Source organism: Leptolyngbya sp. FACHB-541, from assembly GCF_014695875.1.
Lineage (GTDB): Bacteria > Cyanobacteriota > Cyanobacteriia > Elainellales > Elainellaceae > JAAUTN01.
Window position 1 is genome coordinate 179,141 of the sequence record NZ_JACJPC010000051.1, and the last position, 22,618, is coordinate 201,758.

14 protein-coding genes are annotated in these 22,618 nt (G+C 48.2%); 8 read left to right on the forward strand and 6 right to left on the reverse strand.

Features of this window, described 5'->3' with window-relative positions; all coding sequences use genetic code 11:
* Nucleotides 1–2 precede the first annotated feature (2 nt).
* Both H6G00_RS11400 and H6G00_RS11405 read left to right on the forward strand, forming a co-directional pair.
* Complete coding sequence (locus tag H6G00_RS11400; protein ID WP_190796803.1) at nucleotides 3–1,406, forward strand: TIR domain-containing protein; 1,404 nt, start codon at nucleotides 3–5, stop codon at nucleotides 1,404–1,406.
* A complete protein-coding gene (locus H6G00_RS11405; protein WP_190796804.1) occupies nucleotides 1,349–2,755 on the forward strand; it encodes a WD40 repeat domain-containing protein in 1,407 nt (468 codons plus the stop codon). The genes H6G00_RS11400 and H6G00_RS11405 overlap by 58 nt, the downstream gene beginning before the upstream one ends.
* A 97-nt stretch (nucleotides 2,756–2,852) precedes the next feature.
* Here the strand turns inward: H6G00_RS11405 and H6G00_RS11410 are convergent, their stop codons facing one another.
* The 6 genes from H6G00_RS11410 to H6G00_RS11440 form a co-directional block, all read right to left on the reverse strand.
* Entirely contained in the window at nucleotides 2,853–4,070 is a 1,218-nt protein-coding gene (locus H6G00_RS11410) for an IS256 family transposase (RefSeq protein WP_190796805.1), read from the reverse strand.
* Nucleotides 4,071–4,375: 305 nt separating this feature from the next.
* Nucleotides 4,376–4,711: a hypothetical protein gene (locus tag H6G00_RS11415; protein ID WP_190796806.1), complete on the reverse strand. Its 336-nt coding sequence runs from the start codon at nucleotides 4,709–4,711 to the stop codon at nucleotides 4,376–4,378.
* The gene (locus tag H6G00_RS11420; RefSeq protein WP_190796807.1) at nucleotides 4,653–4,973 is read right to left on the reverse strand and encodes a hypothetical protein; all 321 of its coding nucleotides are present in this window, start codon (nucleotides 4,971–4,973) and stop codon (nucleotides 4,653–4,655) included. The genes H6G00_RS11415 and H6G00_RS11420 overlap by 59 nt, the downstream gene beginning before the upstream one ends.
* Before the next feature lie 317 nt (nucleotides 4,974–5,290).
* On the reverse strand, nucleotides 5,291–5,470 hold the full coding sequence (locus H6G00_RS11430; RefSeq protein WP_190796808.1) for a hypothetical protein: 180 nt from the start codon (nucleotides 5,468–5,470) through the stop codon (nucleotides 5,291–5,293).
* A 28-nt stretch (nucleotides 5,471–5,498) separates the two neighbouring features.
* Nucleotides 5,499–6,656 carry an acyl-CoA dehydrogenase family protein gene (locus tag H6G00_RS11435; RefSeq protein WP_190796809.1) on the reverse strand — a complete coding sequence of 386 codons (1,158 nt, stop codon included), beginning with the start codon at nucleotides 6,654–6,656 and terminating at the stop codon, nucleotides 5,499–5,501.
* 157 nt (nucleotides 6,657–6,813) lie between these two features.
* A complete protein-coding gene (locus H6G00_RS11440) occupies nucleotides 6,814–7,998 on the reverse strand; it encodes a calcium-binding protein (protein WP_190796810.1) in 1,185 nt (394 codons plus the stop codon).
* 449 nt (nucleotides 7,999–8,447) lie between these two features.
* Here H6G00_RS11440 and H6G00_RS11445 point away from each other — a divergent pair, with 449 nt between their 5' ends.
* The 6 genes from H6G00_RS11445 to H6G00_RS11470 all read left to right on the forward strand — a co-directional run bounded on the left by H6G00_RS11445 (nucleotide 8,448) and on the right by H6G00_RS11470 (nucleotide 22,556).
* Complete coding sequence (locus tag H6G00_RS11445; protein ID WP_190796811.1) at nucleotides 8,448–12,083, forward strand: NB-ARC domain-containing protein; 3,636 nt, start codon at nucleotides 8,448–8,450, stop codon at nucleotides 12,081–12,083.
* A 484-nt stretch (nucleotides 12,084–12,567) separates the two neighbouring features.
* Complete coding sequence (locus tag H6G00_RS11450; protein ID WP_190796812.1) at nucleotides 12,568–13,437, forward strand: alpha/beta hydrolase; 870 nt, start codon at nucleotides 12,568–12,570, stop codon at nucleotides 13,435–13,437.
* Between the two features lie 697 nt (nucleotides 13,438–14,134).
* On the forward strand, nucleotides 14,135–16,399 hold the full coding sequence (locus H6G00_RS11455; protein WP_190796813.1) for an AMP-binding protein: 2,265 nt from the start codon (nucleotides 14,135–14,137) through the stop codon (nucleotides 16,397–16,399).
* A 21-nt stretch (nucleotides 16,400–16,420) separates the two neighbouring features.
* Nucleotides 16,421–18,781, forward strand: a complete 2,361-nt coding sequence (locus tag H6G00_RS11460) for a 3-hydroxyacyl-CoA dehydrogenase/enoyl-CoA hydratase family protein (RefSeq protein WP_190796814.1) — start codon at nucleotides 16,421–16,423, stop codon at nucleotides 18,779–18,781.
* Between the two features lie 114 nt (nucleotides 18,782–18,895).
* On the forward strand, nucleotides 18,896–20,077 hold the full coding sequence (locus H6G00_RS11465) for an acetyl-CoA C-acyltransferase (RefSeq protein WP_190796815.1): 1,182 nt from the start codon (nucleotides 18,896–18,898) through the stop codon (nucleotides 20,075–20,077).
* Nucleotides 20,078–20,087: 10 nt separating this feature from the next.
* Nucleotides 20,088–22,556: an acyl-CoA dehydrogenase gene (locus H6G00_RS11470; RefSeq protein ID WP_190796816.1), complete on the forward strand. Its 2,469-nt coding sequence runs from the start codon at nucleotides 20,088–20,090 to the stop codon at nucleotides 22,554–22,556.
* Nucleotides 22,557–22,618: the final 62 nt, after the last annotated feature.

Genomic DNA, 22,618 nt, shown 5'->3' on the forward strand with positions numbered 1-22,618 from the left:
CTATGAGCGATGTTTTTATTTCCTATTCCCGCAAAGACACCGACTTTGTGAAAGTCCTTCATGCAGCATTGGAAGCACGCAATCGCAGCACCTGGGTTGACTGGAGCAATATTCCCCTGACAGCAGACTGGTGGCAGGAGATTCAGACTGGCATCGAGTCTGCTGATACATTTGTGTTTATCATCAGCTCTGATTCAGTTGTTTCTACGGTTTGTAATCAAGAAATTGATCATGCCGTTTTGCATCACAAGCGGTTATTTCCAATTGTGCGGCGTGATGAGTTTGATTTGAGTCAGGTTCATCCAGCGTTGCAAAAACACAACTGGCTCTTCTTTCGAGAAACGGATGAATTTGATCGTGCATTTCATCAACTTTTGGAGGCGCTCGACACTGATCTTGAGCATGTGCGACAACACACCAAACTGTTGACTAAGGCGATTGAATGGGAAAAGAGTAGACGAGATGATAGTTTCTTGCTGCGAGGCAATGGATTGGCAGACATCGAACAATGGCTTGCCCAAAGCAAAGATAAACAACCTCGACCCACAGAACTGCAAAATCACTATGTGATTGCCAGTGAGCAGTGGCAACGGCAGGAGATCGAACGCCTGCAATCACTTTATGAGCAGGCTGAGCAACGCCGAATTGAAGCTGAAAGGAATGAAGTCAAGGCATTATGCAAATCTTCAGAGGCATTGTTCATCTCAAACCAAGAATTTGAAGCATTGCTGGAAGCATTGCGAGCAGTTCGACGCTTAAAGTTGGCAACGTGGACAGAAGCTAATTTGCAAAAGCAGGTCAGGTTAGCGCTGCAACAAGCAGTTTATGGGGTAAAAGAACGCAATCGCCTAGAAATAGGTGATGACCCTGTATTTGTCAAACAAGTTGGTTTCAGCCCAGACGGAACTCTCATTGCTGCCGCTGTTAATGCAGTCGTCAATGCACAAGTAAAAGGCGACATCATTTTGTGGAGCCCAAAAGGACAGCAAATCAGAACCTTGGCAAGACATGAAAGTTATATCATGAGTGTTTGCTTTAGCCCTGATGGTCAGGCGATCGCATCGGGTGATGCCAGTGGGGAAATTTATCTATGGAGTTTAGAGGGGCAGCGTCTTAGACACTATCACGACCCGACTGGTATTGGGGATATTCAATTCACTCCGGATGGTGCTCTGTTAATTGCTGGGAGCAACGATGGTGCAGTTAGGGGATGGACGATTGAGGGGGAGGAAATACTGACCTTGCCCACCGCAGGATATGTAACCAGCATTGATATTAGCCCGACGGAACTATCATTGCAGCAGGCGGCGGCAGCAATGCGAGAGGGGGAGGAAATGGCATTGTCAGGTTGTGGACAATTGCAGGACAGGAATTACAAACGCTCGACGGGCATATTGCACCAGTAATGGCAGTTTGCTTTGATGCCACTGGTACTGTCATTGCCTCCAGCGGCTGGGATCGTAAAATTAAACTCTGGAGCTTGAATGGTCAAGAACTTCAGAGCCTGGATGCCGATTGCATGGGAAATCAGGGTAGCTGTGAAGCCGTTTTAGATATTCGGTTTAGTCCTGATGGAACGTCAATCGCGGCGGCTACACAAGATGGATTGGTTAAACTTTGGAGTTCCGAAGGGCATGAGTTGGGCGTTCTCAAAGGACATACTAGTAAATTGTGCAGCATCAGCTTTAGTCCAACCAGCAATCTTATTGCCTCTGGCAGTGTTGATGGTACGGTTCGGCTTTGGAACTTATCTGATCAAACGTTGTTAACGTTAACAAGTAACAAATCGAATGGGCTTCTCAGTATTAGTGTTAGCCCTGATGGGCGATGGGTTGTGGCAGGTAGCTACGATGGCATCATTGCGATCTGGAATCGGCAAGGACAGTTGCTTAAATCGTTTCAAGGACATCAAAACTGCATTAATGACATCGGTTTTAGCCCTGATGGTCAAACATTTGCGACTGCCAGTAACAACGATACAGCGACAGTAAAGCTTTGGAATCTAGATGGAGACGAACTTCAGCAATTCATTGGGCCCTACCGGGAAGTTTCCAGCGTTAGTTTCAGTTCTGATGGTCAGTCGCTGCTCTCGGTAGGGTGGGAAGATGGCACAATTCGGTTGTGGAACTTGAAGGGACAGTTACTAAAAACCATTGATGGTGCCCGTTTGGACGCGTGCTTCAGTCCTGACGGTCAAACGATCGCGGCGGCTGATGCGATCACCAACGTAACGCTATGGAACTTAGATGGGGAAAATCTGAACACCTTGAGCGGACACAAAGACACGGTGAGGCGACTCTGCTTCAGTCCTGATGGTCGAATCATTGCGACAACAAGTGATGACAAAACTATCAAACTTTGGAGCATATCAGGTGAAGAACTGAAAACATTGACTGGACACCGAGAAAGAGTTCAGGGATTGAGTTTCAGCCCCTGTGGACGATTTCTTGCATCTGCCAGTGTAGACAAAACCATCAAGCTCTGGAATCTAGAGGGTCAAGAACTCAAAACCTTAAAAGGGCATGGAAATAGAGTTTCTGCGGTGTGTTTTAGCCCGGATGGTGAGGCGATCGTGTCTGCCAGTATGGACAATACAGTCAAACTTTGGAACGCTGAAATACTGGATTTTGATGAGTTGGTGATCCGGGGGAGTAATTGGGTGCAAGATTACTTGCAGACCAACCCTAATGTCGAAGAGAGCGATCGCCTGCTCTGTGACCAGATTATGAGCAAACCTAGAAGTGTTGAATGCTAAGTAAACGTGATGAATCCACGACAGAATTGAGGGCAAGTGTCCTAATTTTTTGCTAAAACCAGGGGTATGTCAATAGATTTGTGTCAAAGATCTAAATTCAGAGAGGAAAGCGATCTTCATAAGCGATCGCAAACTGATTTAGAGCAGGTCTCCAATCTCGAATCGGCATCGTCCACTTTTTGGAAATATTTTGGATTGCCAGGTAGACAACCTTAAGTGCAGACTCATCAGTGGGAAAGGCTCTGCGATTTTTCAATACTTTACGGAGAGTCATGTTCATCGACTCAATTGCGTTAGTCGTGTAAATCGCTTTGCGAATCTCAGCCGGAAAGGCAAAGAAGGGAATGATGCGTTGCCAATGGTTAAGCCAAGACTTGCTAATGGTGGGATACTGCTTGTCCCACTTCTCGGCAAACGCTACCAAGTGCTGCTCTGCCTCAGATTCGGTGCTGGCAGTGTAAATCAAGCGGAGGTCAGCAGCCACCGCCTTGCGGTCTTTGTAGGAGACGTAGCCCAAGGAATTTCGCACCATGTGAACAATGCAAAGTTGCACCTGAGTTTTAGGAAAGACCGCTTCAATCGCATCAGGGAAGCCTGTGAGTCCATCACAGCAGGCGATAAAGATGTCTTTGAGTCCTCTGTTCTGAAGCTCGGTTAGTACAGCCAGCCAAAATTTGGCAGACTCATTTTGGCTCATCCATATCCCCAACAGTTCTTTGGTGCCCGACAAGTTGACCCCCAATGCTAAGTGAATTGCTTTGTTAATCACCCGTCCGTCTTGCCTCACTTTGACTACAAGCGCATCAAAATAGACAATCGGATAAACCGGGTCAAGCGCTCGGTTTTGCCAAAGCTTACGCTCTGCTTCGACCGCATCCGTGACATTAGAGATTAGCCCTGCTGAGACTTCTACCCCATAGAGGTCTTGCAGTTGAGCCTGAATGTCGCGGGTACTCATGCCTCTGGCATAGAGGGACAAGATCTTGTCGTCAAAGCCGTCAAAGCGGCTCTGTCCCTTTTTGACAATAATGGGTTCAAACTCACTATTGCGGTCACGGGGAACGTTGATTTGTGCCGCTCCAAACTCTCCTTTAATCGTCTTTTTACTGTGACCATTGCGGCGGTTACGAGTCGGCTTGTCTCCGCTTGCAGTCTCCGCCTGTTGCGCTTCCAGATGGGTTTTCATTTCCGCATTCAAGCAGCGTTCCACCAAAGCAGCCGTTAGCTGTTTGAGTATCCCTCCGTCCCCCAGCAGGTCTTCAGGGTTCTCGTAGCCTTTGAGCAATTCATCCAGTAATTCAGGTCGAAAAGTCATAGTCCAAGTGTCTCAGGTTCAGTAGTTCATTAGATCTCATTTCTGACCTTTGACACAAACATTTATACAATCCCAAAACCAGGCTATTCAACGCTTCTACTCTCATCAAACAAGGCTTTAGAATTGCTCTGTTGTCGCAAAAAATTTGCGACACAACCTAGAATTTCGAGGTGTCTGTCCCTTAGTTTTGAGGCTTATGCGGACTGGTGGACGAGCCAGTGTTGCGTGTTACTGAGTGTGGCATCTGGTTGAATCATAGCGTGGTCAAATCGATTAAAGGGTAGTCCTTGAGCTAATCGCAGCGGTCAATCAGGAATGGCGATCGCCCCTCGTCCCAGCGATATGATATCGCTATGCCCTTCCTCTAATACTTCCGCTTGAGCAGGATGGTGCATTCCCCCATTGGCAATCACAGGAACCTGAGCCACTTTTGCAAGCTGCGTAATTGTCAGGTTGCCTCCTAGCGTTGCAGTCGATAACCAATCTCGACCTTCACTGGCAATGTGGATAAAATCGGCTCCGGCTGCTTTTACGGCAGCAAAGATGACTCGACCATCGTGTTCGCCACCAGTCCAACGATACTCAAAGTCGTTGACTTTGGTTTGCGTGGGGAAGCGGAAAAGGACCTCCGCCCCCGCCATATTCCTCCATCTTCTGACCTTTGGGTTGAACCTGAGAAGGGGCAATCGTGCGATCGCGATAATGATTGCCTTGGGAGAGTGCTCCAGAGTGCATGAGCTGAACCATTATCTTTCCTCCTGCGGCATGTACTGTATCCATGACGGCTTGCCATCCTCTCACTTGACCATCTGTAGCAATGCCAGGTTGGTTCAGATAGCTTTGACTGTATGTCATCCCCGTCATCACCCTATATAGTGTCATCGCCTGAGAGTCCCAAAACATAATCGTTTCCTTGCCCTCCAGCAACAATGTCATCTCTCCATCCTGCATTAATGTAATCATCCTTTCCTAGTGCATAAATTTCATCATTTCCACCATGGGCAAAGAGAAGGTCAGCATCCTCGCTACCGCTAAAGATGTCTCTAGCTTCTGAACCGTTGTAAATTATGTTAATTCTCTTAGTAAGTTTCCATTTTTTGAGTGGTCAATCTTCCGACAAAACGTAAAGCCAACGCGAAACACACTTGAAATTTGTCCAGTAGCACATCTCTCGTGACAAACAATGCGTTGCTAGGGAAACATTTGGTTTCGTGGTCAGTTTAATCAGACAATCGCCATTGGCAAACCAACTTATTGTCGATTACTTCCCAGTGAGCAGACAGCCTTGTTCTGCTGGGTTTATTTCTGCTGGGTTTATTTTCAGTAGGGGCAACAGATTGCGCCGCTGGAGTCTCTATTGCGATCGCATGAGTTGCTGCGGAATGAATCGGGGAAATCATGGTGCTTCTCCTTGTAAGGCTTGAATTACTAGGTGTGATCCACCGTCCAGTTCAAGGCAAGTTGTCCACTCAGACGGCGTTGATCTCCATCACGTAAGGGGTGATAGCGCACACCTTGAGCATCTCGAAACAGTTGTTCAATGCCCTTGGAACGGTAGAACGCAGTGCCACCTGTCGCCTCCATTGCCATCTCCACTACGTTTAAAACAGCGCGAGCGACTAGGGCGCGACCTGTCATGATCTGGTTAGTCGTTTCCAGTCCAGGTTGGTTGGAAGCAGCTACCGCGATCATGTGTTTGAGCGCTAGATGGGCTGCGGTCAGTTCGTTTTCTAAACCACCGACGAGATAGGCTAGATGGCTGTCTTGGGGACGCTTTTTAACATGCTCAAGGGTGCAATCGCGAGCTGCCTGGGCAACGCCGACATATACTGAGTAAACTAACGGAAAGGCAATCATTGAGATGGTGTGAAACAACGGATGCCACTTGCCTTGCGGACGCTTACCTGCAATGCCAGCATCGGCAACAAATACATTCGAGAGGGTAATGTCATGAGAACCTGTCCCCCGCATTCCTAGCGCTCTCCAGGTTGACTCGATCGCCACTCCTGGTGCAGACATGGGAACGGCAAAATGTAAGACTGTTGCTCCTGCGTCTGGGTCATCATAGATGGCGCTGGTCATCAGCAAATCGCCAACTGGTGAGCCACTGGCAAACACCTTGCGGGCATTAATTACAAAACCACCTTCTACCCGTTCAGCCTGTCCTGAGCCTTCTAGCCAATCCGAACCGCCACTGCTGAGAATGATGATGTTCCCGTTGGCAACTCGTTTCAGTAAACCTTCAACCGGAGCGTTCTGGTGTTCCCATCGCCAAGCAGCCGTTGTGACTTGATGAGTATGCATGGCAAATGCTAGTGCAGTTGAGCCGCAGTATTGACCCAGTCTATGCAGGACTTCACAAAGTTGAGCATGATTCAGTCCGGCACCACCGAACGCTTGAGGCACACCCAGCGATACAAATCCATGTGCCTTTAAGTCAGAATAATTCTCAAAGACAAAGCGATCGCTCGCATCAATCTGTTGCGATCGTTCGGCAAACTGTCTGCCTAACTGTTCAACCAATTCCAACCAGTGAGTTTGAAAGGATGAATCTTGAGTGGCTAGATTAATTGTATGTGCTGTCATTTTTATCTCCTTGATTTTCTCGACGCAGTAAAACCATCCCTGCAAATTACTCATACAATTAATGAGCAACCAGAGCGCGTTTGATCATTTGAATTTGAACGAAGGACGGTAATCGACCAGTGGGGAGTAGAGCCTCCACCAGTCCATTTATCAGCGGTTAGCCTACTACAAAGAAGTCTTTGTTTGTCATCGCTAAACCAGTCGATACTTTAGCAATCTGAACCTGAGCTGCTCCCCCGATGCCATCAGCGTCGAAGAATACCGCTCCAGTGCCTTTGTTGTAGATAAAGCGATCGCTACCATCTTGAGCGCTCGACCCAATTCGAAACTGATCAGCCGTGATAACTCCTGCTGCTAATCCAGCTCCAAAGCCAGTTCGCTCAATACAGAAGTTGTCATCCACAACGCTAAAATCCTTGATTGTGTCAATTCCCTGTCGTGGAGCAGCAAAGAGAAAGCCATCTTGCCCCAATCCACCCGTTATAATGTCATTTCCTCCGAGACCGGATAAATAATCATTTCCGCCACCACCGGAGATGGAGTTGTTGCCAGCGTTACCGTGGATACTATTATTTAAGCCGTTACCCGTCCCGTTAATGGCATCAGTGCCATCCAGGGCTAGAATCTCGATATTTGCTGACAAGGTAAAGCTGACGGTAGAGCGCACACCATCATTTCCTCCGGAAGCAGCTTCAAAAATGGTGGTGGTTGCATTCTCGACATAGTAAACGTCGTTGCCGCTTCCCCCAACCAAATGGTCGCTGCCTGACCCCCCAACCAGATGATCGTCTCCGTTGTCACCTCGGAGCACGTCATTGCCGTCACCGCCTCGGAGCACGTCATTACCCTCGCTACCTGAAAGGAGGTTGTCGGCGGCGTTACCATAGAGCTCATTATCCATACCGTTACCTGTGCCGTTGGCGGCATTGCCCTCCAAAACTAATTTTTCGACATTGCCTTGCAACGTATAGCTGATGCTAGCGCGGACAACATCAACCCCCTCGTTAAGCTCCTCAATCACTGCGTCTTCTACACGGTTGACATAGTAAAGGTCGTTGCCGGTACCACCAACCATAACCTCGATACCGTCACCCAACATCGTGTCGTCGCCATTGCCACCAAAGATACCCTGATTGTTACCAGAGCCAGCATGAAGCCAATCGTTACCATCACCACCACCGATTGTATCCATGCCATCGCCACCATAAATGATGTCATCTCCTCCTAGCCCGCCAATGGTGTCGTTTCCTCCTAGTCCGTAAATGGTATCGTTCTCCGCCTGATCATTGAGATCGCCGTAGAGAGTATTTGGATTATCATTTCCAAAAATAGGTTCAGTCATTTCGATTTCTTCTGAAGTAATTGTGGTTTGAGTTGCAAAACAATCGAATAGACATCAAGTGAAGCGATCGCTGGGATGAAAGACTTCATGCACCTTGCAAACGCAGAACACTTAATGAGATACAAACAACGCAAAAGTAGAAGTTATATTCACCAACAAATAAAGAAGTGATTGGATGCGTTGTTGCTTTCGATATTTAGACCTTAGTTCTTTGCTGATTCAAAGCCCTTCACCCGATTGCATGAGGGATATAAAGGGTATGAACTTCTATCTATGTATCTTTTGCCGATGAGCTACCTCAATATCGAACAATGAATGAATCGTCAATAGATAGAAGTTCATAGGTTCCCTGATGAAGAACTTTGTACGAAAATTACAGTAGGTAAAATGCCTCGCTATAATTTGTTCAGATCTCTGATAAAATCATTCGTCGCTTAGATTGGCAGCAGATGGATGCGGAGCAGGGGCTTGAGGTCGCGAACAGAGTTGTTTTGGCAAAAGCAAAACGACGACTTAGCCCTGTGGAAGCAGCGATTTTGAGCGGCTCCTGGCAAGGAGAAACCTACGAAGAGATTGCTAGCAAGGCAAGTTATGCCGCCAGTTACTTGAAACGATATGCGGGTCCCAAACTCTGGCAATTACTCTCTGATGCGCTAGGCGAAGAGGTTAGCAAGACCAACTTTCGGGCTTCGCTAGAGCATCGTTGGCGGCAAGATAATCAAGAGGTTCGAGAAGAGTCCAAAGAACCAGAGAACACACAAGCTAGGACACAAGAAGTTGGAAAACGGGGCAGTGAAGATCGAGTAACTTTTTCGATGGCTGCTCCTTGGGTTGATTGGGGTGAAGCGATCGATGTTTCTCTCTTTTATGGTCGCACCCCAGAACTGAACACCCTACAACAGTGGATTCTGCAAGACCGTTGTCGCCTAGTGAGCATTTTGGGCATGGGTGGCATTGGCAAAACTGCCTTATCGGTAAAGTTTGCTGACGAAATTCAAGATCAATTTACCTATGTAATCTGGCGATCGCTACGGAACGCACCGTCGATTGAGACATTACTGGGTGATTTGATTCCTTTTCTATCCAATCAACAGGAAACCAGGCTGGAATTGAGTCGATTACTCAACTGCTTGAAGCAATCTCGCTGCCTGATCATTCTCGACAATTTAGAAACAATCTTAGATTCCAAACAAGTAGGGCAATTCCGCAATGGGTTTGAAGCCTATGGGGAGTTATTGCGGTCTGTTGCAGAAGCGAGACATCAAAGTTGCGTTGTGTTGACCAGCCGTGAGAAACCCGCAGAAATTGCCATTTTAGAAGGCGATCAATCGGCAGTGCGATCGATGAAACTCGACGGTTCCCCAGAGGCAGCCAAATTCATTATTCAAGATAAGCAATTGATTGGCACAACCGAACAGAAACAGTTGTTGAGTGAACATTACAACAACAGTCCATTGGCGCTGAAAATTGTTGCAACGTCCATTCAAGAGTTATTCGATCGCAACATCAACGACTTCCTGCAAGAAAACACATTTGTTTTTAATGGAATTCGACGATTACTCGATCAGCAGTTTAGTCGCCTATCTGCTTTAGAGCAGAGCATCATGTACTGGTTAGCAATTAACCGAGAATGGACTGGAATTGCCGAATTACAAGCTGATATCGTCCCTGTTATTTCCAAGGATCAATTGCTGGAAAGTTTGGAATCTTTAAGATTTCGATGCTTAATTGAACAGCAGGGAACTCGCTTTACCCAGCAGCCCGTTGTCATGGAATACGTCACTGAAAAGATTTTGACAATCGCAGCCCACGAAATCGAAGCGCAAACATTGTGGGACTTAAAAACTCATGCGTTATTGAAAGCAGAAGCGGTAGATTATGTTCGCGAAAGTCAGAGACAGTTAATTCTAGAACCGTTGATTGTTCGGCTGATGGCACATTTTTCTAGCCATGATGCGATTACCCCTTTGGGAAACTGCAAAGCAATCGTTCACCATCTGCGGCAACTGCTCCACCAATGCCAGCAAGAGACTGCGTCATCCAATTGCTATGCAGCAGGCAATCTATTAAATCTCCTCAATCATTTGAAAGCAGATTTAACAGGAGTCGATCTATCAGGCTTGACGCTACGACAAGTGGATTTAGCTGACACACTGCTGCATCAGGTCAATTTATCGAATACCCACTTGAAGCACACTCGATTTGCCGAATCGATTGCTGATATTTTCGAGGTCTTAATCAGCTCCAATGGTGATTTGGTGGCAATGACAGCCTCTAATGGGGCAGTATTTCTCTACGATCTCAAAGCAGGGCAGTGGACCAATTCCTGGTCTGCCCATCAAGGCTGGGTAATTGCAGTTGTCTTTGCCACAGATTTCCAGACCCTATTCACGGGAGGTTTTGATCAACGGATCGCGCAATGGAATGTGGTAACTGGGCAATGTCTACAGGAATGGCAGACGGATAGTCCGATCTGGCGTTTAGTACTCAGTGCTAATGGACAATGGCTGGTCAGCGGTCATGAAACTGGTAAGGCTCAACTCTGGAACCTACACACGCAGCAACTGCTTAGAGTGCTAAACCATTCGGGAGTCGTGCGAGGTTTGGCATTTCATCCCCAAACCCATCATCTGGCAACAGGCAGTAGCGATCGCCAAATCAAATTATGGAATTGTGTAACTGGGGAATGTTTAGCAACCTTCGATGGACATGACGACGCAATTTGGGACCTGAGTTTCAGTTCCAACGGTGAGTATGTAGCCAGTGCAAGTTCGGATGGTTCTGCGAAACTTTGGGATAGCAAAACTGGAGAATGTCTGCACACGCTACACATAGACTTTGGGCAGCTAGAGCAAAGCAAGGTGAATCAAATCACTCAGGTGCGATTTAGCCCGGACGATCGCCTGTTAGCCTGTGCTTCTCATGACTCAACAGTGCGTCTGTGGGATGTGAAGAGTGGGAAATTGCTACGCACGCTGCAAGGGCATCGAGGTGTAGTTTGGGCACTAGCGTTTAATCAGCAGGGCCAAACCTTAATCAGTGGAGGCGAAGCGGCGCAGGTAAAAATTTGGCAGGTAGAATCCGGGCGCTGCATGAAAACCTTTCAGGGCAAGCCGTTGGCACTATACACCATCGCTATAAATCCGACCGGCACCTTGTTGATCGGCGGTGGCGATAATGTGCGGCTCTGGTCAGTGGCAACCGGAGAATGTTTGCAAACGTTTGCCGAACACGATATGCGAATCGTGACGAGTGCGTTTCATCCTAAGATGGAGCGCATTGCGGCTGGTGGATCGAATGGATTGTTCAAACTGTGGGATTTTCAGGGTCGTTGTTTACACACTTTCAAAGGACATGAAAACTGGGTCTTTTGCGTAACCTTTCATCCCACTCAACCGTTACTCGTGAGTTGTGCCTTTGATGCGACGATTCGCTTCTGGTCTTTAGATGGAACTCCAGTGCATACGTTCGCGGTGCCACGGGGAGGCAATATCTTTTCGATCGCGTTCCACCCGCAAGGTAAACTTTTTGCTACTGGCAGTGAAGATGGGGCGCTGCAACTGTGGGATGATGCCTCTAAAACCATAGTGCAAGAATTGTTGGGTCATACCGCACGCCTCTGGAGTATCGCGTTTCATCCGCAAGGAGAACTCTTAGCGAGTGGTGCCCATGACGGAACCGTAAAACTTTGGAAAGCGAGTTCTGGTGAATGCATCGCGACTTTCAGCGAGTTGTGTGGTGTGCCAATGTCGGTCACCTTCAGCCCCAATGGTCAGTTTCTGACGGCAGGTTGCGATCGCAAGATCTACATTTGGGATATCTCCACACGACAATGTCTGAAGCAACTGGAAGGACATAGCAATATTGTGTCCTCGATGACGTTTCATCCCAAGAAAAGCTCCACTTTGATCAGTGCAAGCTATGACGAAACCATTCGCTTCTGGGATATCGAAGCAGGTGAATGTCTGAAAATTTTGCGTCCCGATCGAATCTACGAAGGCATGAATATTCAAGGCGTGACAGGTTTAAGTGATGGACAAAAAGTAGTGTTGAAGCAGTTAGGAGCGGTTGAAGCGAACCGATAAAACATTTGGAAGCTTTAGCGTGAACTGTTGCTGTTTGCAACTCTAGAAATTTGAAGAAAGAACCAAAACGATCGCAATCCTGCGGGATGCGCCACTGGCAAATTGAGGAGTTCCTCAGGCAAACTGGAAAGTCAGACAATACGCAACGCACTCCCCATTCTTGCATCATCTCCTCCAAATCTCGGTCGCTCAAGCGACACAACCGGAAGTTCTGCTGAGCAGAATATTTCTTCCCTACGGTGGAGAACGTTAGCAATTGCCGTTTCATAAGGGTTAGATATAATGCTAGGTATGATGTACGACTTCTAACTACCCCAATTTCATACTCAGTAATCTTCTCAAGTTAGTAGCGGTGAGTTCAGGCTACTAGCGACTGATAGGAATGCAGCAATTTTTCGCTTCATACCTTTAACTTAGTCTGTCTATGTTAGTCCTTAGTAGCGTTTGAACCCACAGCAGCAAACGCATTTGAGGAGACATAATAATGCAACACGTTGAAGGAACGTTCAAAGGCTTTGGAGGGCTAGACCTTTATTATCAAAGTTGGCATCCAAGGGGAACGATTCAGGGAACTGTTGCCCTGGTTCATGGTTTGGGAGGGTACAGCGGCTTGTTTAATCCTGCTGTAGAAACTCTCACTTCCCAAAACTTTGAAGTGTATGCCTTTGACCTACGCGGTCATGGACGCTCACCTGGGCAGCGAGGATATATCAACTCCTGGTCCGAGTTTCGTGAGGACTTACGCCTATTCTTGCAGCAAATTCACGAGAAGCGATTAGGAGGACCCTGCTTTCTGTGGGGACATAGCTTGGGTGGCACGATCGTCCTCGACTATGTGCTGCGATCGCCAGAGCAACTTCAGGGACTCATCGTTACGGCACCTGCCCTTGGCAGAGTTGGCATTTCTCCAGTGAAGCTAGGGTTAGGTCTATTGCTTTCGGGAGTTTGGCCACGGTTTAGCCTAAAATTGGGTATCCCAAATGACTTTTGCGAACGAGATCCAGAGCTTTGCACAGTTTATCTCCAAGATACACTGCGCCATGAGTATGGCAGTGCTCGATTAGCAACAGAGTTTTTTGCAACTGTAGACTGGATTTATAAACACACGTCCAATCTGCAAATTCCTTTATTGCTTCTACATTGCAGTACAGACGCGGTAACGCTCCCCGAAGCTAGCCGTGACTTCTTCCAACGGGTGATGTTCTCTGATAAGGAATATCACGAGTATGCGGGCTGTTGTCATGACCTCTATAGTGATGTCGATTATCAAGTTCTGACAGACCTAGAACATTGGCTGGGGAAACATTTAGACCCAACAGTGGCTTATGGGTCGTCAGAACTGTATGCATCCTAAAGGATCTATCTTAGGTCTTAAGTAACGGCGTTACTGGTCTACGGTATGAATTGTAGTGACATTTTAGTAGGGGTGTTTCGCAAAACGCCCCTACTTTGGAATGGATAGCCGTGCATCATCCCAAGATAAAGAAATGCCGATTTTTATAGCGTACAGAGTAGGTAATAACAATCATCAACTATCTATGACGAAAGCTCTATCTTGACGAGTATTACTAAAGAGAGATTTCCTTAGCGATCGCTGCAAAACGTAATGTTTTACCCTCAACTTCCTCAAGAAATATATAAAAAATCAACTAATTCAATACTAACCGGCTACACTGAAACTACTAGAGCTAGAGGCGTTTAGGCATGATAGAGCCGAAGTCTCAAAGCATATGAAATTGTTTCTAATTGCTACCAAACTGAAAGGAGATACTGGGGACTGATTAAAGCTCGGTTGTCAGAAGTCAACATCTAAATTTCTGCGGGGTCTTGCATCTTACTTCTCTAAAGCATCGTTGAATTGCAAATGTTCAACGCTACATAATTGCTTCATTTCTTGATAACACCTCGGGAGAGGTTAGACGCATTGGATTGGCAACAATTCAATGCGTAGACTTCTCTTTCGCTCCATGATTTTTTGTTCAATGATTTGCTTTAGAGGGTTTAGAAATAGTTGTTTATAAGGAGAAGAGGATTCTGCTCTTCTAAAGAAGATGTTATGCACTGATGAGAAGACACATCAAACTTCCTTAGATTCTGGCAATGTATTTCTGGGGCGGACGTTACCTTCATTGTTGAATGAGGCTTGCGATCGCGCTCCAAATGCTCAAGCATTCAATCAATGGACTGATACAGGTTGGCAGCCACTCTCAAATCAGGACTTCAAAGCAACGGTCGAAGCCTTGGCATTGGGACTCGTCAATTTGGGTTTAGAGCAGGGCGATCGCGTTGCCCTGTTAATGCACAGCGATCTGAACTTTTGCATTGCAGACCTGGGGTGTCTTCTAGCAAATTTAACGAATGTACCGATTGATCCAACACAAACGCTCGAACACATCATCTTTGTCTTGCGACATAGTGCCGCTAGAGCACTCATCATCTCCAACCTAGAGCTATTAGCACAAATTGTGCCGCACCTCTGGGACACTCCTGACCTGCAATACATTATTGTTGCCAATGTTCCTTTGGACTGGCAGCAAGTGCGATCGCAGTGGGTGCAATTGGGAAAGCCCGTTCATCCAGATGAGTTCAACCCTGACGCGATTTCTGAGTCTGCTTGTCTTTGGATTCCGATGTTTTTACATCCTGCTCAGGTAGACCAACCTCGCTCTCCGTTTCCACAATGCATTCAACTCTTTTCGTTAGATGAGATTCAACGTGAGGGGCAAGCTCAATACTCAAGCGATCGCCTGCATCAACTTCACAGCACGCTGACTCCTAACACGCTTGCAACCATTATCTACATTCCCGACGATATGGGGCAAATGCAGGGCGTCATGCTAACCCATGAAAACCTTTCAGCCAATGCGTTAGCCTCATTTGCGAGCCTTCCGGGCTTAGGAAGGGGTAACACAGAGACGGTGCTGACATTTTTGCCCTTAAATCACGTTCTTGCCCGAACGCTGCTCTATGGAAACATCAACTATGGGCACAGCATCTATTTCTCCAACCCTACTCGGGTGATGAAACATCTCAAGGAGGTTCAACCTACGATTCTAGTGACGGTACCTCTTTTTCTAGAGAAGATTTACAGTAAGGTTCTTGAGGTAGGCGGACATCGGAACGGCGTTATAAAGAAACTGGAAATTAAGGACCCAAGAAACGATGTAGAAACGATTCTGGCGTATTTCTCTGAATCAACTCGTTTCCCTTTCTCAAGGTCTTTGAGCCGATTACAGCATATTTGGTTGTCTTGGTCGCAGGCGTTGCAAGTTACAACAGCTCAGCTCATCCTTAATTGGGCATTAAACGTTGCCAGGCGATATGAACTGGGACGGACACCCAAAGGATTGTATGCATTGCTGTTGCAGCTAGCTGACTGGTTTGTGCTTTCAAAGTGTCGATCGCTGTTTGGTGGTCGCCTTCACTATTTGATTAGTGGAGGGGCTGTATTAAAAGCTGAGTTAGCCAATTTGTACGCAGCAGCAGGTCTACCAGTGATGCAGGGCTATGGGTTAACTCAGGCAAGTGCTGTTGTGTGTGTCAATCGCATGTCTCTTAACCGAGCAGGGACGGTCGGTAAGCCGATCGCAGGAGTCGAGGTTGCGATCGCCTCCGATGGAGAAGTGTTGACCCGCAGTCCTTATGTGACACCAGGCTATTACAAAAACCCCGAAGCCACACGCGAGGTGATTGATGCACAGGGTTGGCTGCACACCGGAGACTTAGGTGCGTTCACAGACGAAGGTTTCTTGAAAATCACGGGTTTGAAAAAATCGCTCTTCAAGCTTTCAACAGGCAAATATATTGCACCTCAACCCATCGAACAGCGGTTGAAACAATCGCCGTTAGTGTCCCAGGCGATCGCTGTTGGCTCTGAACGCAAATTCTGTACGATGCTGATCGCCCCAAGCCTGGAGGCATTGCACCATCACGCTCAAATTGTTGGATTTGATTTATCCAATCAGGAATTGCTGAAACATCCCTGCACTATTGCTCTGTATCAATCTCTTGTGGATAGCGCTAATTGCCATTTGCCATACTGGGCAACGGTCAAACGATTCCGATTATTAAATGCTGCGTTCACTGTTGAGAATGGACTGCTCATGGCAGATGGGCGGATCAATCGCGCCAAAGTTGCTGAAGTGTTTGCTGCCGAAATTGACGCCCTATATGGAGAAAGGGAAGTTCACAGAGGCGATACAGGAGAACGCCATAGCGATGCCCCCCATTCTGCCCTGGTATCCTCCTGTCCTCCTATCCCCGATGCGTCTTGTCCAACCGTTGCTCAATCTCTCAACCCACGACTCACCACCTAACTATAGAAAGGTTTCAAAACAATGTTTAAACCATTTCAAACAGCCGCCGTTCTGGGTGCGGGCGTTATGGGAACTCAAATTGCAGCCCATCTCGCCAATGCAGGTTTGACCGTACATCTACTTGATCTGCCTGCAAAGACCGGCAACAAAAATGATTTGGTCGAAGCCGCTTTTAAGAAGGCGCGAAAACAATCTCCACCGATCTTTTTCACTGAAAAAACAGCTCGTCGGATCATTCTCGGCAACTTTGATGACCATTTTGATCGACTCGCTCATGTGGATTGGGTCATTGAAGCGGTCGTTGAAAATTTAAACATCAAGCAGCAGCTAATGCAGCGATTGGAAAGTGTCATTCATGAGGATGCGATCGTCTCAACTAACACCAGTGGATTACCGATTCATGCGATCGCTCAACATCAATCAGAGTCATTTCGGAAGCGTTTTTTAGGAACGCACTTCTTTAACCCGCCGCGCTATCTCAAACTATTGGAAGTGATTCCAACTGCAGATACCGATCCACAGGTTCTGAAGCGTATGCAGTGGTTTGGACAAGTGTATTTAGGTAAAGGGGTTGTGTTTGCAAAAGACACTCCCAACTTCATCGCAAACCGCATTGGCATGTATGCCACAATGTTAGGACTGAAAGCCTGGACAGAGCAGGGCTACTCCATTGAAGAGATTGATACTCTCACCGGAACGCTAGTGGGTCGCCCTAAGTCTGCAACATTCCGAACTGCTGATTTAGTGGGATTGGATACGCTGCTGTATGTGACAGAAAATCTTTATCCGGCTATTCCTAATGATGAAAGTCGAGATGTGTTCCGCGTTCCTGAGATTATGCGTAAACTGGTCTCAACTGGAACACTGGGAGCGAAAACAGGACAAGGATTTTACAAGAAACAAAGTGGCGAAATTCTTTCTCTCAATCCTGTAACGCTAGTCTATGAATCAGCTAAACCACTGAATCTAGGCAATGTTGAAGCTCTTAGCAAGCTACCGGATTTGGGCGATCGCCTCCGAGCGTTATATCAAGATCGCGATCGGGCTGGAGCTTTCTTCCGCCAAACCATGCTGAAGATTTTGGGCTACAGCGCTCGCCGCATTCCTGAAATTGCCGATAGTCCGGCTGATGTTGACCGGGCGATGCGATGGGGCTTTGAGTGGGAGTTAGGTCCCTTTGAAATTTGGGATGTTTTGGGTTTTGAAACCGTATTGACTGACATGAGAGCTGCCGATATTCTCATCCCTGAATGGATAGAAATAATGCATCGCAACAGTGCTAGCAGTTTCTACTGGAATGACCAATACGTCTATGAGCTGGGGCGGAGCAACGAGCTGCATTACATTCCCCTAGAAATTCCGGCGGATGAAATGAAGCTAGAGACTGTGAAAGCTGATCCACAGCGGACTCTCTGGCATAACCCAGAAGCGGCTCTATTGGACTTAGGCGATGGGATTGTGCTGTATGAGTTTCGTTCAAAGGGCAATACGCTGAGTTTGAAGGTGGTTGACGGCTTAGATGAGGTCCTCAAGCTTTTAGAAACCCGCGATGACTTTAAAGGCTTGGTCATTGGGAACGATAGCCCCCACTTTTCTGGAGGAGCGAATCTGGCTGAAATGGGGATGCTGGCTCAGTCTGGTAACTTTGATGCCCTTGACAACTTGATTGTGCAATTTCAGACCATCCTCCAGCGCATTCGCTATGCGTCCAAACCCATCGTTGCTGCCATTCAGGGACGTGTCTTGGGTGGAGGATGTGAATTAGTCATGGCTTGCCCGCACGTGGTTGCTGCCGCAGAAACCTACATTGGACTGGTGGAGTTAGGTGTGGGTCTAATTCCGGGGGCAGGCGGCATTATGCGAACGGTGGCGCGAGTGACTGAACGAGCCGCTTCAGAATCCCCTAGCCATATTCAGCCCTTTCTCCGGGCGGCATTTGAAACGATCGCCATGGCAAAAGTTTCAAGCAGTGCGGCTGAAGCCCAAGAGATTGGTTTTCTGCCGCTAACCGCTCGTATTGTGATGAATGGCGATCGCCGCCTGTCCGTTGCCAAAGCAGAAGCGCTGCACCTCAGCCAAATTGGCTACACTCCACCCCCAGAACAAAACAGCATTATGGTGCTGGGTCAACCCGCCAGAGCCGCACTGGAACACGCTGCCTATGTCTTCCAGCAAGGAGGGTTTGCCAGTGAATACGATCGCTACCTTGCAGGGCGGCTAGCCTACGTCATGACCGGAGGAGAACTTTCTGCCCCTGCTCTGGTCCATGAAAACTACCTGCTGCAACTGGAACGGGAAACATTTCTCCCACTCCTGAGCCAGCCTAAAACACAAGAACGCATCGTGCATATGCTCAAGACCAAGAAACCATTGCGGAACTAAGCAAGGAGAGGGGGCGAGAGGGAAGTTTTCTCAACTCAAAACTCTCCTCACTCCTCACTCCTCACCTCTCACCTCTCACTTCAATAACAACTTTCAATTTCAAATATAAAAGCTATGAAAGAAGCATATATCGTGAGCAACGTTCGGACGGCGGTAGGAAAAGCACCGCGAGGCACGCTACACAACATGCGTCCCGATGATATGGGTGCGATCGCCGTTAAAGAAGCCATCCATCGAGTTAAAGGATTAGAACCCGATCAGATCGACGACCTTATTTTTGGCTGTGCATTCCCAGAAGCGGAACAGGGATTTAATTTAGGGCGCGTCATTGCTCAACGGGCAGGATTACCCGACTCAGCAGCAGGCTGCACCGTCAACCGGTTTTGTGCATCTGGCTTACAAACGATCGCGATGGCAGCCCAAGCGATTACGCTGGGGCAAGCTGAAGCGATCGTCGCTGGAGGCGCGGAATCGATGAGCTTGATTCCGATGGGGGGAAATGCGTTTGCGCCCAACCCAGACTTGATTGCAGAAGCACCTCAAGCCTATTCCACGATGGGCATTACAGCAGAGAATGTGGCGCAGCAATACCAGGTTTCCCGGGAAGACCAGGATGCCTTTGCATTGCGATCGCACCATCGGGCGATCGACGCTATCCAATCCGGTCGCTTTGAAGAAGAAGTGGTACCTCTCCCCGTACATGAAACGCTGTATGTGGACAGTAGCCCCCATGCGTTCGACACGGTGTTTAAGGTGGATGAGGGACCGCGTCCCGACACCAGCCTAGAAGCCCTGGCTAAGCTACCCCCCGTGTTTCGCATTCACGGCAGCGTGACGGCTGGAAACTCCTCTCAAATGTCGGATGGAGCGGCGGCGGCGGTATTGATAAGCAAACGCCTTGTCGATGAACTGGATGTGCAGCCAATGGGGCGATTGCTTGGTTTTGCGGTTGCAGGAGTGCCGTCTGAAATCATGGGAATTGGACCCGTCGCTGCCATTCCAAAAGTGCTGCACCAGGTCGGTTTGAAGCTGGACGATATTGGTTTGATTGAACTCAATGAAGCCTTTGCCGCCCAAAGTCTGGCTGTTATCCGCAAGCTTGATTTAAATGAGGAGATTGTTAACGTCAACGGGGGTGCGATCGCCCTCGGACATCCCTTGGGATGTACAGGCGCAAAACTCACTGCCACTTTGCTACACGAAATGAAACGACGCGGCGTTCGCTATGGTCTAGTAACCATGTGCGTGGGTGGTGGTATGGGTGCTGCAGGGGTACTTGAGAATTTGATGATTTAGGGGGAATACTATGCCGTTCATTCAGCCATTCATCAGTATTTCCAGCCTTGTCTTTCTTTTAATGCTATTTGGCTATCTCGGTGTACCGCTGTGGATGTGGTCGCTGTACATTGCAGCCACACTTTTGATTATCAACGCACCTGTGTGGGGATGGTCCATTTTTGGTATCGTGGCTGTCGTTTTGAATGTTCCCTGGCTTCGTCGTACGCTCATCACCGTACCCATCATGAGAGGCATTCAGTCTCTCAAGCTTCTGCCTAGTATTTCAGAAACGGAACGAGCGGCGATCGAAGCGGGAACAGTTTGGGTAGATGGTGAGTTCTTTTCAGGCGCACCTAACTTTAAGCGCATGAGAAGTGAGCCATATCCTCAACTGCCGCCCGAAATTCAGACATTCTTGGATGGTCCTGTAGAGCAAGTGTGCCGGATGGCAACCGATTGGGAAATTCAACGTCGCAAAGATTTGCCACCCGACGTGTGGAGTTATCTCAAAGAAGAACGGTTCTTTGGGCTAATGATTCCAAAAGAGTACGGTGGGTTGGGATTCTCGAACTTAGCTTACAGCGCAGTGATGGTAAAGCTCTCCTCACGATCGTTTATTCACACGGCCACGGTTGGTGTAACGAATTCGCTCGGTCCAGCAAAACTGCTGCTCAATTACGGTACTCAGGCGCAGAAGGATTACTATCTCCCTCGGTTGGCGCGAGGTGAGGAAATTCCCTGTTTTGCGCTGACAGAGCCGACAGCTGGATCAGATGCTGCCAGCATTACTTCGCAGGGTATGGTGTTTCAGGATGAGAATGGCAAACTGTGTCTCCGCCTAACCTTCCGCAAACGTTACATTACGCTAGGCACGATCGCCACTCTGATCGGGCTCGCATTCAAGCTGCGCGACCCCGACCATCTCCTCGGCAAAGGAGAAGATGTAGGCATCACCTGTGCTCTCATTCCTGCCAATACCCCTGGAGTGGTGCTGGGGCGACGCCATGATCCGATGGGAGTGCCGTTCTACAACTCTCCTATTGAAGGACGGGATGTTATCGTCCCGATCGACCAAATTATTGGCGGAGTAGAGCAGGCGGGTCAAGGTTGGAGGATGCTGATGCAAACCCTAGCTGCCGGACGAGGCATCAGCTTTCCGGCAACCTGCACCGGCATTGCCAAATTAGTAACGCGCGTCACCAGCGCTCATGCTACGGTGCGACGACAGTTTGGGCTGTCGATCGGGCGATTTGAAGGAGTTGAAGAACCCCTCGCCCGCATTGGCGGGCTGACTTACCTGATGGATGCAGCTCGCATCTACACGTGTGGAGCCGTAGACAAGGGCGAAAAACCATCTGTTGTCTCTGCGATCGCCAAATATCAGTTCACAGAACTGTCGCGCAAACTGATCAACGATGGCATGGATGTTTTAGGCGGATCAGGGATTTGTCGGGGTTCACGCAATCTGCTGGCCAGTATCTACATCGCCACGCCTATCCCAATTACGGTTGAGGGGTCCAATATTCTCACCCGCACGATGATGATCTTCGGACAGGGTGCAATCCGGTGTCATCCTTATATCTATCAAGAAGTTCAAGCTTTAAACCGGGAAGATGCGATCGCCTTTGATCATGCCCTCTGGCATCACATCGCCTTGATTGTGCGAAACGGTTTTCGAGCAGGATTACTGAATGTATCGCGCGGCTATCTTGCACCTGCCCCGGTTTCAGGACTCACTGCCCAGTTCTATCGCAAGCTAGCGTGGGCGTCTACAACGTTTGCCTTTATGACCGACCTTGCCCTCATCGGCTTCGGTGGCACGTTAAAACGTCGAGAAAAACTCACAGGACGCTTTGCTGATGTCTTGTCCTGGATGTATCTAGGAATGGCAACCTTGCGCCGGTTTGAGGCAGAAGGACAAAATCCCGAAGATTTACCCGCTGTTCGTTGGGCTATGCAGTATGCCTTTGCCCAAATTCAACAGGGATTTGAGGGGATTTTTGCCAATTTTTCTATCCCTGTTCTCGGTCCTCTTTTCCGGGGTCCTGTGCTGGCGTGGTGGCGGTTCAATTCAATTGGTGCGCTACCTTCAGATGAACTTGGCAGCACTATTGCCCAGCAGCTTCAAATTCCTGGAGCAATACGCGATCGCCTCACACCTGGGATTTATGTCCCAGACCATCCTGATGAAGCGTTAGGACGATTGGAACAAGCGTTCCGTCTCTCGTCTCAAGCTGAAGCTATCTTCAAGACGATCAAGACAGCGAGTCGTGATGGGAAACTACCACAGATGAAGCCACAACAGTTGATTGATGCAGCGCTGACTGCTGGCGTGATTACCGAGGATGATGCAGCTCTTCTACGAGAAGCCGAATCTGCTCGCAATGATGCGATTCAGGTAGACTCATTTACGCTGGAAGAGTATCAACATGGCGGACAATTAACGCTGTGGCCGCCAAAAGACAAGCTGGAATCGCGGGTTGAGACAACATTATAGGTAGGTCGCCCCATCTGCTTGGCTTCAAAACCGGACTTGCCCGTTTCCGTGCATCCGGCTCC